Source organism: Bacillus sp. LQ01 (assembly GCF_057624735.1).
The window spans coordinates 310243-326433 of record NZ_JBYEZL010000002.1; the positions used below are offsets into that span (position 1 = coordinate 310243).

General features: G+C 35.3%; 13 protein-coding genes and 1 other annotated feature. Of the genes, 12 read left to right on the plus strand and 1 reads right to left on the minus strand.

From position 1 onward, the window contains the following. Nucleotides 1-24 precede the first annotated feature (24 nt). The 11 genes from polX to srtB all read left to right on the plus strand — a co-directional run bounded on the left by polX (nt 25) and on the right by srtB (nt 14284). On the plus strand, nt 25-1743 hold the full coding sequence (gene polX, locus AC22L0_RS13960) for a DNA polymerase/3'-5' exonuclease PolX (protein ID WP_087967250.1): 1719 nt from the start codon (nt 25-27) through the stop codon (nt 1741-1743). Nucleotides 1744-1762: 19 nt separating this feature from the next. Then, nucleotides 1763-4123: an endonuclease MutS2 gene (locus AC22L0_RS13965; protein ID WP_000893716.1), complete on the plus strand. Its 2361-nt coding sequence runs from the start codon at nt 1763-1765 to the stop codon at nt 4121-4123. Between the two features lie 195 nt (nt 4124-4318). Further along, nucleotides 4319-5008, plus strand: a complete 690-nt coding sequence (locus AC22L0_RS13970) for a 23S rRNA pseudouridine(2604) synthase RluF (protein WP_000700746.1) — start codon at nt 4319-4321, stop codon at nt 5006-5008. A 109-nt stretch (nt 5009-5117) separates the two neighbouring features. Beyond that, nucleotides 5118-5373 (plus strand) — a binding site (T-box leader). A gap of 115 nt (nt 5374-5488) precedes the next feature. Beyond that, the gene (gene brnQ6 / locus AC22L0_RS13975) at nt 5489-6814 is read left to right on the plus strand and encodes a branched-chain amino acid transport system II carrier protein BrnQ6 (RefSeq protein ID WP_000842650.1); all 1326 of its coding nucleotides are present in this window, start codon (nt 5489-5491) and stop codon (nt 6812-6814) included. A gap of 490 nt (nt 6815-7304) precedes the next feature. Next, entirely contained in the window at nt 7305-8018 is a 714-nt protein-coding gene (gene isdC, locus AC22L0_RS13980) for a heme uptake protein IsdC (RefSeq protein WP_000757952.1), read from the plus strand. Nucleotides 8019-8041: 23 nt separating this feature from the next. Next, nucleotides 8042-8500, plus strand: a complete 459-nt coding sequence (locus tag AC22L0_RS13985; RefSeq protein WP_000476163.1) for an NEAT domain-containing protein — start codon at nt 8042-8044, stop codon at nt 8498-8500. Nucleotides 8501-8524: 24 nt separating this feature from the next. Further along, complete coding sequence (locus AC22L0_RS13990) at nt 8525-10765, plus strand: NEAT domain-containing protein (protein ID WP_487272294.1); 2241 nt, start codon at nt 8525-8527, stop codon at nt 10763-10765. Nucleotides 10766-10834: 69 nt separating this feature from the next. Then, complete coding sequence (isdE, locus tag AC22L0_RS13995; RefSeq protein WP_002098036.1) at nt 10835-11716, plus strand: heme ABC transporter substrate-binding protein IsdE; 882 nt, start codon at nt 10835-10837, stop codon at nt 11714-11716. A gap of 27 nt (nt 11717-11743) precedes the next feature. After that, entirely contained in the window at nt 11744-12727 is a 984-nt protein-coding gene (locus tag AC22L0_RS14000) for a FecCD family ABC transporter permease (RefSeq protein WP_001036848.1), read from the plus strand. Then, a complete protein-coding gene (locus AC22L0_RS14005) occupies nt 12717-13487 on the plus strand; it encodes an ABC transporter ATP-binding protein (RefSeq protein WP_044306745.1) in 771 nt (256 codons plus the stop codon). Before AC22L0_RS14000 ends, AC22L0_RS14005 begins: the two co-directional genes overlap by 11 nt. A 32-nt stretch (nt 13488-13519) precedes the next feature. Beyond that, entirely contained in the window at nt 13520-14284 is a 765-nt protein-coding gene (srtB, locus tag AC22L0_RS14010; RefSeq protein ID WP_001086123.1) for a class B sortase, read from the plus strand. Between the two features lie 72 nt (nt 14285-14356). On the opposite strand, the gene isdG is transcribed toward srtB, so the two are convergent. Then, nucleotides 14357-14680 (minus strand): heme oxygenase, encoded by a 324-nt coding sequence (isdG, locus tag AC22L0_RS14015; RefSeq protein ID WP_000587818.1) that lies wholly within the window; start codon nt 14678-14680, stop codon nt 14357-14359. Between the two features lie 294 nt (nt 14681-14974). On the opposite strand from isdG, the gene AC22L0_RS14020 reads away from it, so the two are divergent. Next, a complete protein-coding gene (locus AC22L0_RS14020) occupies nt 14975-16174 on the plus strand; it encodes a class I SAM-dependent rRNA methyltransferase (RefSeq protein ID WP_087875794.1) in 1200 nt (399 codons plus the stop codon). Nucleotides 16175-16191: the final 17 nt, after the last annotated feature.

The window sequence follows — 16191 nt, forward strand, 5'->3', positions numbered from 1 at the left end:
CTATGAAAGAAAGGCGGGGTAATGATGAAAGTAAATAAAAAACAAGTTATCAAATTATTAGAGACAATCGGGCTTTTTATGGAACTAAAGGGTGCGAATCCATTTAAAATATCTGCATTTCGTAAAGCGGCAGCAGCATTAGAAAGTGACGGTCGTAGTCTTTCTGAGATTGAAGATTTCACAAAGATTCCGGGCATCGGAAAAGGAACAGCAGCCGTTATTCAAGAATATATAGAATCGGGAACATCTGAAGTATTACAAGAACTTGAAAAAGAAGTACCGAGTAGCTTATTGCCGTTATTAAAACTACCAGGTCTTGGTGGTAAAAAGGTGGCTAAGTTATATAAAGAGCTAGGCGTTATTGATATGGAGACGTTAAAAGCTGCTTGTGAGGAAAATAAAGTACAAGCTTTAGCTGGTTTCGGTAAGAAGACAGAAGAGAAAATATTAGAAGCAATCGATCAAGTAGGCTCTCGTCCAGAGCGTTTACCAATTGCGATGGTATTGCCTATTGCCGGGGAAATAGAGGAGAAATTGTCGAATATTGCTGAAGTAATTCGTTTCTCTCGCGCTGGTAGTTTGCGCCGTGTTCGTGAAACAGTGAAAGATTTAGATTTTATCATTGCAACGACAGAACCAGCAGCGGTACGTGAGCATTTACTACAATTCGATAATATGATTGAGGTAATCGCAAGTGGGGATACGAAAGTTTCTGTTCGTCTTCAATATGAATATGATATTTCAATCGATTTCCGCTTAGTAAAACCAGAAGAGTTTATTACAACACTTCACCATTTCACAGGATCAAAAGACCATAACGTAAAAATGCGTCAAATCGCAAAAGATAAAGGCGAGAAAATTAGTGAGTACGGTGTAGAGAACTTAGAAACAGGTGAAGTGAAAACATTTGAGACTGAAGAAGACTTCTTTGCTCATTTCGGTCTACCATTTATTCCGCCAGAAGTGCGTGAAGATGGAAAAGAAATTGAATTAATTAAAGAGTATCCGAACTTAATTCAGTTTTCCGATATACAAGGTGATTTACATATGCATACAACTTGGAGTGACGGTGCTTTTTCTATTGAAGAAATGGTACAAGCGTGCCGTGCTCGTGGATATAAGTTTATGGCGATTACTGATCACTCGCAATACTTAAAAGTAGCGAATGGTTTAACGAAAGAGCGTCTTCGTGAGCAAGCGAAAGAAATTGAACGTATGAATGAAAAGTATCCAGACATTACAATTTTACGCGGAATTGAAATGGACATTTTACCAGATGCCTCGCTTGATTTTGATGATGAAGTATTAGAAGAATTAGACTATGTCATTGGAGCGATTCACTCTAGCTTCTCACAAGACCGTGAAACGATCATGAAGCGTCTGCGTACTGCACTTGAGAATAAACATGTCACAATGATTGCTCATCCGACAGGACGTCTTCTCGGGCGCCGTGAGGGTTATGATGTAGATACAGATTTATTAATTGAACTCGCAAAAGAGACAAATACAGTTTTAGAATTAAATGCGAATCCGAACCGTCTAGATTTAAGCGCGAAATTATTAAAACAAGCACAAGATGCTGGTGTAAAAGTAGCGATTAATACAGATGCTCATACACTTGAAATGTTAGAAGATATGGAAACAGGTGTAGCAGCAGCACGTAAAGGTTGGATTCAAAAAGATAACGTGATTAACACATGGGATATTGAACGTTTATTAGACTATATTAAACGTAATAAGTAACGCAAGGGGGACCTGCAACATGTTAGAAAGAACGTTGCGTGTATTAGAATACAATAAAGTAAAAGAACAATTACTTGAACATACAGCCTCTTCACTTGGCCGTGACAAAGTGAAGCATTTAGTGCCGAGCACTGATTTTGAAGAAATTGTAGAAATGCAAGATACAACGGATGAAGCAGCGAAAGTTATTCGTTTAAAAGGTAGTGCACCATTAGGTGGTATTACGGATATTCGCTCAAATGTGAAGCGTGCAAAAATTGGGAGTATGTTAAGTCCAAATGAATTACTTGATATTGCGAATACGATGTATGGTAGTCGTAATATGAAACGTTTCATTGAAGATATGGCTGATAACGGTGTCGAGCTTCCGATTTTAGAAACTCACGTCGCTCAAATTGTATCTTTATATGATTTAGAAAAGAAAATTACAAATTGTATCGGTGACGGCGGTGAAGTAGTCGATAGCGCAAGTGATAAACTGCGTGGTATTCGTACTCAAATTCGTACTGCGGAAAGCCGTATTCGTGAAAAATTAGAAAATATGACGCGCTCTTCAAATGCGCAAAAGATGCTGTCTGACTCGATTGTAACGATTCGTAACGAACGTTACGTAATCCCAGTAAAACAAGAATACCGCGGCGTATATGGTGGTATTGTTCACGATCAATCAGCTTCTGGACAAACGTTATTTATTGAACCGCAAGTCATTGTAGAATTAAATAACGCACTGCAAGAAGCTCGTGTGAAAGAGAAACAAGAAGTCGAACGCATCTTATTGATGTTAACAGAAGAAGTGGCAGTAGAAGCCGATATCGTTTTATCAAACGTAGAAGTAGTTGCGAATCTTGATTTCATTTTTGCGAAAGCTTTTTATGCAAAGCGAATTAAAGCAACGAAACCAATCGTAAATAACGAGCGTTATATGGATTTAAGACAAGCTCGCCATCCGCTAATCGATCCAGAAATTATTGTGCCAAATAACATTATGTTAGGTAAAGATTTCACGACAATTGTTATTACAGGACCGAATACAGGTGGTAAAACAGTTACGCTGAAAACAGTTGGTATTTGTGTTTTAATGGCGCAATCTGGTCTTCACATTCCAGTAATGGATGAGTCAGAGATTTGTGTGTTTAAAAATATATTTGCTGATATCGGTGATGAGCAATCGATTGAACAAAGTTTAAGTACGTTCTCCTCACATATGGTGAACATCGTTGATATTTTAGAAAAAGCTGATTTTGAAAGCTTAGTTTTATTCGATGAATTAGGTGCTGGAACAGACCCACAAGAAGGGGCTGCACTAGCAATTTCGATTTTAGATGAAGTATGTAATCGCGGTGCTCGCGTTGTTGCAACGACGCATTATCCAGAATTAAAAGCATACGGATATAACCGTGAGCAAGTTATTAATGCGAGTGTTGAGTTTGATGTAAATACATTAAGTCCAACTTATAAATTATTAATCGGTGTACCAGGCCGTAGTAATGCCTTTGAAATTTCGAAACGTCTTGGATTATCTGATCGCGTTATTGACCAAGCACGCAACCACATTAGTACAGATACGAATAAAATTGAAAATATGATTGCGAAGTTAGAAGAAAGCCAGAAGAACGCAGAGCGTGACTGGAACGAAGCAGAAGCACTTCGCAAACAATCTGAAAAACTTCATCGTGAATTACAACGTCAAATCATTGAATTTAACGAAGATCGCGATGAACGATTATTAAAAGCGCAAAAAGAAGGGGAAGAAAAAGTCGAAGCTGCAAAGAAAGAAGCAGAAGGCATTATTCAAGAACTTCGTCAATTGCGTAAAGCACAGCTTGCAAACGTGAAAGACCACGAGTTAATTGAAGCGAAGAGCCGTCTAGAAGGCGCAGCACCAGAGCTTGTTAAGAAACAAAAAGTAAACGTGAAAAACACTGCGCCGAAGCAACAGTTACGTGCAGGTGATGAAGTAAAAGTATTAACGTTCGGTCAAAAAGGTCAATTACTTGAAAAAGTAAGCGATACTGAGTGGAGCGTACAAATCGGTATTCTGAAGATGAAAGTAAAAGAATCTAACATGGAATACATTAACACACCGAAGCAAACAGAGAAAAAAGCAGTTGCAACGGTAAAAGGTAGAGACTATCACGTTTCATTAGAACTTGACCTTCGTGGTGAACGATTTGAAAATGCAATGGCGCGCGTTGAGAAATACTTAGACGATGCCCAGCTTGCAAGCTATCCTCGCGTATCAATTATTCACGGTAAGGGGACAGGAGCACTTCGCCAAGGTGTACAAGATTACTTGAAGAAGCATCGCGGTGTAAAAACCTTCCGTTACGGCGACATGGGCGAGGGAGGCCTAGGCGTAACAGTTGTCGAATTAAAATAGAAAACAACGAAACAAAGGGGAAACCATTATATGTTTATGGACAAACTTGCAAAAGTATTGTTAGCTTGTTGCGGAATATTTTTGGTGATTGGGGTTATTTATTTAGTTGTTTTTGCGAAGTGAAAAAGCGTCAATCGTGGCAGAATTATATTGCCATAGATTGACGCTTTTAATATATGTGAAAAGGAATAGAACATGAAAATCAACCAATACATAAGCGAAGCAAAATCATGCTCCAGACGTGAAACAGATCGCCTCATTAAAGCTGGACGCGTGGCTATTAATGGTGAAATATGTACGCACGGTGAACTTGTGAGCGATGGTGATGTTGTAACGATTGATGGGCAAGTTATTGTAAAAGAAGAGAAAGAAAAGGTGTACATAGCCTTTCATAAACCAGTCGGAATTACTTGTACAGCAGCTGATCATATTGAAGATAATATTATTGATTATATCAATTATCCAGAGCGAATCTTTCCAGTTGGACGATTAGATAAAGCATCGGAAGGACTTATCTTATTAACGAATGACGGCGGCATTGCGAATCGAATTTTACATGGTGATCATGAGCACGAGAAGGAATATGTTGTCACAGTCGATAAACCTTTTACGGACTGGTTTATTGATGAGATGTCCAGCGGTGTAAAGATTAAAGATGGAATGACGAAGCCGTGCAAAGTGACAAGAGTCGATCAATCAACATTTCGTATCGTTTTAACGCAAGGAATGAACAGGCAAATTCGTAGAATGAGTCGAGCTTTCGGGTTTACTGTAATAAAGCTAAAGCGAGTACGCATTATGAATATAGAGCTAAATGAGCTTGAAGTTGGAAAGTGGCGGAGCGTTACAGCTGAAGAGTTAGAAATTTTAATAGGGCAGTTATAGGGAGGGAAAATTTTCTCCCTATATTTTTTTTGTCAGAAAAAATAAAACTATTGATTTTTTAAAAAATAGCCCATATAATAAAAAACAACAAGTTTCGACAAGATATTTTATAAAAGTAATGATGAGGACATGAGTTGTATTTTACGATTCTCAGAGAGGGAAGCCTTAGGCTGTGAGCTTCCTAATACGAAAAGACAAGCTTACCACCTCTAAACTTCAAGAGTGAACTGCATACATGATGCATTGTAATTCTTGGCGGATAAAACCGTTATCAATTTACACGAGCTATAAAATGAGCTTATTTCGTTATAAATTCATTTTATTAGAATAAGGGTGGAACCACGATTTCAACACTCGTCCCTTTGTTAGGGACGGGTGTTTTTTGCGTTCTTTTACGGGGAAGTATGCTTGAAAGAGGATATGTGACGGATTTTAATTCAGAATATTTTGTTAATTTATTATTTTAGGAGGTTAGTAGAAATGAAATCATCTTTAAAGTTTTCGGAGATGTTTGCAATAAGTTTAATGTTATTTGCACTGTTTTTTGGTGCAGGTAATATGATTTTTCCACCAGCGTTAGGGCAAGGTGCTGGAACGGACGTATGGATCGCGCTGTTTGGTTTTATCGTAACAGGCGTTGGACTACCTTTATTAGGAGTAATTGTTATAGCTTTAAAGGGAGATATTAATGAGCTAGCAGGACGTGTACATCCTATATTCGCACTTGTTTTTATCACTGCAATTTATTTATGTTTAGGCGTATTCGTAAGTGTGCCGCGTACAGGAACAGTAGCTTATGAGATGAGTGTTGCACCGTTTTTACCAAGTGAGATAGCTGGTCAGTCATATCCACTTGTTATCTTTACACTTATTTTCTTTGCAGTCACTTTCTATTTAGCTTTAAATCCTTCGAAATTAGTGGGTCGTATTGGTAAGGTGCTAACTCCAATATTATTAGCTGTTATTGCAATTATCGTAGGTAAAGCACTTATTACACCAATTGGAGAATTTGGTGCACCGACAGAAGCGTATAGTGCTCCTCTCTTTAAAGGATTTATTGATGGATATTTAACTTTAGATGGACTTGCAGCACTGGTATTCGGAAATGTTGTAATTCATGCGTTAAAAGAAAAAGGAATTACAAATAAAAACAGTATTGCAAAAGTAACAATCTTTGCAGGATTTATTGCAGCGCTTGGTCTACTACTTGTGTATTTAGCACTTGCTTATCTTGGAGCTTCTAGTGTGTCACTTGGAATGGGCGCAAACGGAGGAATTATTTTAACAAATGTCGTGAATCATTTATTTGGTAGCTACGGAACTTTATTACTAGGGATCGCAATTACAGCAGCATGTTTAACAACTTCTGTAGGTATTGTTGCAGCTTGTGGTGATTACTTCTCTTCCTTATTACCAAAGCTTTCTTATCAAAAAGTCGTTTTCATTTTCTGTGTATTAGCATTTATGGTAGCAAACCTTGGGTTAACTCAGTTAAATGCATTAGCGTTACCAATCTTAATCGCAATTTATCCAATTGGAATCGTACTTATCGTATTATCACTTGTTGAAAACTATGTTCGTCTTCCATTAGCGATGTATGTGGGCGGGATTGTAGGAGCATTTGCAATAAGTTTCTTTGATGGATTACACAATGCAAACCTTCAAATTGCAGCGCTAGCACCTATTTTAGATAAGATTCCATTATATAGTGTAGGAATTGGTTGGTTAGTTCCAGGCATAATCGGTATAGGATTTGGTTATATAGTTTCTAAGTTTCAAAAGCAGGAAATTGCTGTAGAAAAATAGAGAAAAGAGGCTTTCTATAATAGAAAGTCTCTTTTTTTGTAAAAAAAGCCGCATATAGAGAAATTTAGATATTAAAAATTTTATACGTAATATAGTTGACAAAAAATTTATGAGTAGGCTAAGATTGACTTAGTTGTGGAAATATTGGAAGGGAAGTGAGGGAAAAGGGGTTTCTATAACTATAGTGTTGTTAGGGGAAGAGGTGAAAGAAGAGGAGAAGAGATAGTTTATTTTTTTGATTTGCATTGAGAATGATAATCAATAAATACGTTGTATCATTTTTTCTCAGTTTCTATGCCTTCGTATAAGGAATAGGGTGAGATATTATTTTTAATATTAAATGAGAATGATAATCAATAATACTTATGTTACATAAAAGAATGCTAATTAAATAATAGGTAGAAGAGATTATTTTTTTTTCTTATAAATTGAGAATAATTATCATTTTCAAAAAGTGAAATGAAAGATAACCAAGGAGGAAACAAGAAAAATGAAAAAGGTTTCTGTATTACCCGCTTTTATTATAACGTTCGTATGTATGTTAGCTTTTCTTGTAATGCCATACGGGAATGCATCAGCAAAACTAGCTGATGGTACTTACGATATTAATTACGTAATTCAAAAAGCGGAAAATGATTCAGCTTCAATGGCAAATGACTATTTTGAAAAGCCAGCAAAATTAATAGTGAAAAACGGTGAGATGAGAGTACAAGTTCCGATGAATCATAGTGCTTGGATTACAGAATTTAAAGCACCAGAGAACGGGAATTTTGTTGATGCGAAAGTTGTTAGTAAAGATGAATCGGCAGATAAAAGAACAGTAGAGTTTAAAGTAGATGATTTATCCAAACCGGCAGCTGTAAAAATTCATGTTGTTGTACCAAATGCAAACTATGACCACCACTACACAATTCGTTTTGCATTTGATGCAAATGTAAAAGCTGTAGGTGGCGATAACGGCGTAGCTGCTACAACAAAAAATAATGATCAAGCGAAAACAGATACACAAGTAAAAGAAGAGAAAACAAAAGTAGAGAGTAAGGAAACAGCTAAAGAAGTGAACAAAGAAACAAAAAATGAAAATGGAAAAGCTGAAAAAACAGATAACCCAAAAACAGGCGATGAAGCACGTATTGGATTGTTTGTAGCGTTAATTCTTATTTCAGGTGCTTTCTTAATTCGTAAAGTGAAGTTGAGTAAATAAATCTTTTGAAGGGTGATGAATATATGTTTAAACAATTTAAAATGATTATTGCCGTATTTGCTGTTTTATTTACGTTTATCGCAACACTAGGTTTACAAGATGCAAAGGCTGCTACAAAACTAGCTGATGGAAAATATAATATTGCTTTTACTGTATGGAAAGGCGATAAAGATGAATCGTCTAGAATGAATAGTTATTTTGAAAGCCCAGCAACATTAACAGTTAAAAATGGAAAACAATATGTTTCATTTAAAGTGAAAGATAGTGCTTCTATTAAAAGTTTCCAAGTAGAAAAAGATGGTCAATTTGTAGAAACAAACGTGTTAAGTGAAAACAAAAAAGATAATACTAGAGTAGTAGAATTTGAAGTTGCTGACTTGTCAAAAAAACTAAATGGAAAGGTGAAAATTAATATTCCAATTATTAATTATAATGCTTCATATGATATTCGCTTTGTATTTGATGGGAGCAGTATTAAATAATTTTCAAAAGGGAGAGTCGTTCCATTGAACAGGTATACAAAAATTATTGTTGCTATGTTTTTAATGATATTTACATTCGTATCAACATTACAACCACTTGCAGTTCAAGCAGCTACCAAGTTGGCTGACGGTGAATATTCAATTGGGTTCAAAGTTTTAAAAGATACATCAGATGAAGAATCGATGATGAATCAATATTCAGTAAGCCCAGGGACTTTAAAAGTGAAGGATGGGAAAAAGAAAGTATCCTTTACATTAACGAATAGTTCATGGATTACGAAGTTTGAAACAGAAAAAGCAGGTAAGCTAGTTGCGACAAATGTAATTAGTGAAGATAAAGAAAAAGATACAAGAGTAGTAGAATTTGATGTAGAAGATGTAGAGAAGGTATTAAATGCAAAAGTAAAAGTAGATATTGATTTTTTAAATTATCATCATGAGTACGACGTTCGTATTGCATTTGATCAAAATAGTATTACACCAATTCATGTGGAACAACCAAATGAAAAAGAGGACCCAGCTAATAAGCCAGATCCAAATGAAAAACCGGATCCAAGTCAGAAGCCCGACCAAAAGCCTGACCCAGATCAACAACCAAATTCTAACACAATTACAGATGGTGCGTACAGCATTCCATTTAAAGTGTTAAAAGATCAAACAGATGAAGAATCTAAGATGAATACTTACATGGTAAATCCAGGAGTATTAAAAGTAGAAAACGGTAAGAAAAAAGCAATTGTAACATTAAAAAGTAGCTCATTAATTAAAAATTTTCAAACGGAAAAAGATGGCACATTTGTTGATGCAAAAGTAGTAAGTGAGGATACGGAAAAAGGTACAAGAGTAGTAGAGTTTGAAGTAAACGATTTATCTAAAAAACTAAATACAAAAGTATTTATCGAAATGGCATCAAGAAATTATAAGCAAACGCATGATGTACAACTTTTATTTGAACAAGATAAACTTGAACAAATTAAAAATGAAGAGAAACAACCAGAAGTAGAAAAACCAGAAGCAGAAAAACCAGAAGCAGAAAAACCGGAAGTAGAAAAACCGGAAGTAGAAAAACCAGAAGTAGAAAAACCAGATGAAAATAAAAAACCAGATGCTGAAACAATTAAAGATGGTGAATACAGCATCAATTTCAAAGCATTAAAAGATCAAACAGACGAAATTTCAATGATGAACACATATACAAAAAGTCCAGGTGTGCTAAAAGTAAAAGATGGTAAGAAGTATGTATCATTTACGTTAACGAACAGTTCTTGGATTACAAAATTTGAATTTGAGAAAAATGGTTCGTTTGTTGATGCACATGTAATAAGTGAAGATAAAAAAGCTGATACACGCGTAGTGGAAGTAGAAGTACCAGATTTATCAAAAAAGTTAAATGCAAAAGTAAAAGTAGATATCGATTCAATGAATTATCACCATTTTTACGATATTCAATTTGCATTTGATAAAGGTAGCATTAAGCCGTTAGATAGCCAAGGCGGAAACAACAACCAAGGCGGAAACAACAACCAAGGCGGAAACGACAACCAAGGCGGAAACGACAACCAAGGCGAAAACGACAACCAAGGTGGAAACAACAACCAAGATGAAAATAATAAACCGAGAGTAATAGTTGATCCGGAAAATTTAGTAGATGGCCAATATGATATTACATTTAAAGTATTAAAAGATAAAACAGATGAGATTTCAAAGATGAATGACTATGTTGTAAATCCAGCGAAATTAATCGTAAAAGATGGTAAAAAATATATTGAGATGACGCTGAAAAATAGTGCGTGGATTACGAAATTCCAAGCGGAAAACAATGAACTATTCGCTGATGCGAAAGTAGTAAGCGAAGATAAAAATGCAAATACGCGAGTAGTACAGTTTGAAGTAGAAGATCTATTTAAAAAATTAAACGCAAAAGTAAAGGTAGACATCGATGAGATGAACTACCATCATTTCTACGATGTACAAATTCAATTTGATACAAATAATATCGGCGCGTTAGGAACTATTAAAGAGGAACCGAAAAATGAACCGAAAAATCCAGTGACTACACCGAAAGTTGATAATGTAAAAACAGTAGGTACTCCTGATTTTAATCGAAATGCAGATGGTCACAAGAAAAAAGAAGATACAAAAAATGATTCGAAAAAAGAGAAAAACTCAAAAACTGCAGATACAGCACAACTTGGTTTATACATGGTGTTACTGCTAGGTTCACTTGCTTTACTAGTTCGTAAATATAGAGCAGGTAGATTGTAATTTTTGGAGTCTTGATGCATGTTCGCGTGCATCAAGACTTGTTTCATATTGTATGGAAAGGAGTGGTGATTGAGAGTGAAGAAAATTGCAAGTGTACTAATGGCTATTATTTTGTTAATGAGTATAGCCGGGTGCTCATCACCAAAAAAAGAATCAGCAAAGCAGGTAAAGAGTGAAAGTAAAGAGCGCGTCGTTGCAACAACAGTGGCTGTTACTGAAATTATGGATGCGTTAGAAGTAGATTTAGTCGGCGTTCCAACAAGTTCTAAAACTTTACCGAAGCGATATAAAGGTTTACCTGAAGTTGGGAATCCAATGAGTCCAGATATGGAAAAGGTAAAGTCATTAAAGCCTTCAGAAGTGTTATCTGTGACAACACTTGAATATGAATTAAAGCCAGTTTTTGATGGTGTGGGTATGAAAGCAAACTTTTTAGATTTAACGAGTTTGAAAAATATGCAAAGTTCTATTAGCGATTTAGGTAAGAAATATGGGCGTGAAAAACAGGCCGAAGCAGTAGTAACTAAATTAGATAAAAAGGTTGCTAGCATTCAAAAAGAAGTAAAAGGAAAGAAAGAACCGACAGTGCTTATTTTATTAGGTGTGCCGGGAAGTTATTTAGTAGCAACAGAGCATTCTTATATTGGAGATTTAGTGAAACAACTAGGTGGTAAAAATATTGTGCAAGGTGAACAAGTAGAATATTTAGCTTCTAATACAGAGTATTTAAAGAAAGCTGATCCAGATATTATTTTACGAGCAGCTCATGGTATGCCTGATGAAGTTGTAAAAATGTTTGATAAAGAATTTAAAACAAATGATATTTGGAAACACTTTGCTGCGGTTAAAAATAACCGTGTTTACGATTTAGAAGAGCGCTTATTTGGAACGACAGGTAATTTAGCAGCAATTGAAGCATTAGATGAATTGAAAAAAATGATGTATCCGTGATGCATTTTAATATAAAGGAAGAGTAGAATGAATAAAAAAACTTGGAGTTTCCTCATTGTTACTGCATTGCTTATTGTTATGACATCATTGTCAGCGATGAAAGGTAGTTTAGAAGTAGGTATTGTTGAACTTGTACAAGGGATATTTACAGGTGGAAATGAAGATGTTGAAGTCATTAAAGATTTACGTTTTCCGCGTATTATTATTGCGTTGTTCACTGGAGCGGCTCTCGCTGTTTCAGGTGTGCTTTTTCAAGCTGTTATGAAAAATCCACTCGCTGATGCTGGGGTAATCGGTATATCTTCAGGAGCAAGTTTTATGACTCTTGTTATTATTACGTTATTCCCGCAATTCTTTTTCTGGACACCTGTATTCGCCTTTTTAGGTGGTGCGCTTGCATGTTATCTCGTTTATTCGTTTTCATGGAAATCAGGATTAAGCCCGCTTCGCATTATTTTAATTGGTATTGCCATTAATGCAATGTTTACTGGATTAAATGAATCATTCGTTACGATTTGTGGATATTTTATTAAGAGTATTAAGCAAACGACGACTTCTAACATAACAATGAAGACGTGGGGCGATGTAGAAATAATGGTGACTTATGGAACGATTGGTCTTATTCTTGCTCTGTTCGTAGGAGCTTGGTGTAACTTATTATCGCTACAAGATAAGACTGCGAAAAACTTAGGCTTGCACGTGACGAGAGTTCGTCTTATTATTTCTGCCATTGCAGTACTCTTAGCGGCAGTATCAACAGCGATTGCAGGTGTTATTGCTTTCGTAGGATTACTAGTTCCGCATATTTCAAGACAATTAGTCGGTTCAGACCATAAAGTATTAATTCCATTTTCTGCTCTTGCAGGGGCGTTATTAATTTTGACGGCAGATACGATTGGAAGGTTAATTGTGCCACCTAACGAAATTCCAGCAGCAACAATTATGGCGGTTATTGGTGGTCCATTCTTAATATTCTTGCTTAGAAAGAGTGATAAAGTTCATGGAAATTAAAAATGTAACCTTTTCATACGATAACGTAACAAATCGATTAAAGTCTGTTAGTAGTGAAATAGAAATTGGGAAAATTACAACAATCATTGGACCGAATGGATGTGGGAAATCAACATTACTTAGTGTCATGTCTAGAAACCACGCTCCTAGCAGTGGAGAAGTAATACTTGATGGGAAAGCGATTAGTGAATATAAACCGAAAGAGTTTGCTAGAAAACTAGCGGTTGTCCATCAACAAAATGAGGCTCCAGCAGATATTACAGTGGAAAAGCTAATAAGCTTCGGGCGTATGCCATATAAAAATATATTCTCTTCGCAAACAGATGAAGATAGAGAAGCGATTGAGCGTGCGCTAGTATGTACGAATTTACAAAGTAAGCGTGATAAGCCAATTTATGCTTTATCTGGTGGAGAGAGGCAGCGAGTTTGGATCGCAATGACATTAGCTCAAAATACACCAATGCTCTTCTTAGATGAGCCGACCACATATTTAGATATTTACTATCAGCTAGAAATATTAGAGTTAGTGAAAGAGTTAAATGAAGTGCATGGACTAACGATTGTAATGGTATTACATGATATTAATCAAGCCATTCGTTATAGCGACCATATTATCGTTATGAAAGATGGAGAAATCATTACGAAAGGTAATCCTAATGATGTAATAACAGAAGAAATGGTTAAAGCAATATATGGTGTAGATGTCATTGTAAAGCAGGATGAAGATACCGGATTGTACATGGTACCTATGGGAATCTAAAAGCTGAGCATAATCCGTTTTGAGGTGATAATTTGAATAGTAAGAAAGGACGGAAAAAGAATTCTTTTTTTCAACGCATACTTACAATTGTGTTTTTAGGAATCTTTTTCTATTCAATGTATGAGTTGGGCGGGATTTTCATGGATTATTATGAAAATCGTAAAGTAATGGCTGAGGCACAACATATTTATAAAAGAAGTCCAATGGAAGAAAAATCAGAAGATGGAGAGGTACGTAAACAGTTTCAGGATCTCCAGAAAATTAATCCAGAGATAGTCGGATGGATTACGATGGATGATACACAAATTAATTATCCAATCGTTCAAGCAAAAGATAATGATTACTATTTATTTCGTAATTATAAAGGTGAAGATATGAGAGCGGGAAGCATTTTTATGGACCATCGTAATGATGTGAAATCTCAAAATCGAAATACGATTTTATATGGCCATCGTATGAAAGACGGTTCTATGTTTGGTAGTTTAAAAAAGATGTTGGATGAAGACTTTTTTATGTCTCATCGTAAATTATATTACGATACATTATTTGAAGGATACGACGTGGAAGTTTTTTCAGTATACACGACAACAACGGACTTTTATTACATTGAAACGGATTTTGAAAATGATGCAGCATATACATCGTTCTTAAAGGAGATTCAAGGAAAATCACTGTACAAAACGGATACGGAATTGACGGCTAATGATGAAATCGTAACACTTTCTACTTGTGACTATGCGCTTGATCCAGAGGCTGGAAGGCTAGTTGTACACGCAAAATTAATAAAAAGAAATTAAAGAAAAAAGTATAGAATATGAGAAGTGATAGATAACGCTTCTCATATTCTATACTTTAAAAAAGGACTGTTTTTACTGTGCTGCAGCCATTGGCATACGTACAACTTTTACATCATAGTAAGCAATTTTATTATCAAGAATATATTCTGGCATTCCGCCTTGGTGTGAGTGAGCATCTTTAAATGCAGCGCTCTTTGTCCAACCTTGGAAATCTTCTTTTGCATTCCAGCGAGTGCTAATTGTTACTTCATCATAATCAACTGTATTTTGCGTTAAAAGAACTTCTAGACCTAAAAAGCCTGGCATCGTTTCAACTTTACCTACTTTATTAAAACGCTCAATTAATTTATGTCCATTTCCCTTTGTAATTTTAGCTGTATTTGTAACGATAATCATGTTTATTCCTCCTATAAATGTAGCTATATTTTCAAGAATTCATATACATTAAATGATAATGAAAATCATTATCATTGTCAATGCTAAATGTGAAATATAAAAGTTTTTTATATTATATTGGACAGTAAGATTTCCAGTTCAAAATGTAGTAAATATGTGGCAGTTAAGTGAGAGAATGAGCGAGTTGTACTAGCAAAGCAATAATATGGTATAGTGAAACGAGGCTGTTTTTTCAGTCTCGTTTTTCAAATGCTTCCTATAGAGAAAGCATGCAAATGGAAAGGAAGTTATTATATGCGATCAGAAGTAACTGTAAAAATAAAACCGAAATTTATAAAAGAAATTAAAAGTGGATATCCGCTTATTTTAAAAGATGCGATTCAAAATTTAAATGATGTTCGTGAAGAAGGAACAATCATTAAAGTAGTAGATGAGAAGAACCACTTTGTCGGAAAAGGCTATTATGGAAAACAAAATAAAGGATACGGCTGGATTTTAACAAGAAAAGAGAGTGAACAAATTAATCAATCTTTCTTTGAAAGTAAAATAAAATCTGCCTTACATAAACGAAAGCAATTTTACAAATCAAGTGATACGACAGCATTCCGTGTGGTGAATGGTGAAGGTGATGGTCTTGGAGGACTAATTATCGATTATTATGATGGCTACTACGTAGTAAGTTGGTATAGTGAAGGGATTTATACTTTCAGAGATGAGATTATAGCCGCTCTTCAAAAAGTAGCAAACTTTAAAGGTATTTATGAGAAAAAGCGTTTTGATACGAAAGGGAAATATATTGAGGGTGATGATTTCGTAGCAGGAGAGCGCGGCGAGTTCCCACTTATCGTAAAAGAGAACGGTGTAAACTTTGCGGTTTATTTAAATGATGGGGCAATGGTTGGGGTATTTTTAGATCAACGTAACGTTCGAAAACAAATTCGTGATAAATATGCAAAAGGAAGAACAGTGTTAAATATGTTCTCTTATACAGGTGCTTTCTCTGTATTTGCAGCGCTTGGCGGAGCGAGTAAAACGACGAGTGTTGACCTTGCAAATCGTAGTTTAAGTAAAACGATTGAGCAGTTTAGTGTAAATGAAGTTGATTATGAAGCGCAAGATATTATTGTAGAAGATGTATTTCTTTACTTCAAATATGCAGCGAAGAAAAAAATGAAATTTGATATGGTCGTACTTGATCCTCCAAGCTTTGCACGCTCAAAAAAATATACATTTAGTGCAGCAAAAGATTATAAAAATTTATTAAAAGAAACAATTGCTATTACAGAAAATAACGGTATTATCGTTGCTTCTACAAATTGTAGCGCATTCGATATGAAAAAGTTTAAAGGCTTTATCGATACAGCCTTTAAAGAAATGAATGGCAAATATAAAATATTAGAAGAACATTCTTTACCAGAAGATTTCCGTACCATTGATCAATTTAAAGAAGGAGACTACTTAAAAGTAGTTTTCATCGAGAAAATTAAAGGTTAATAAAGAAAAGGAGCTCG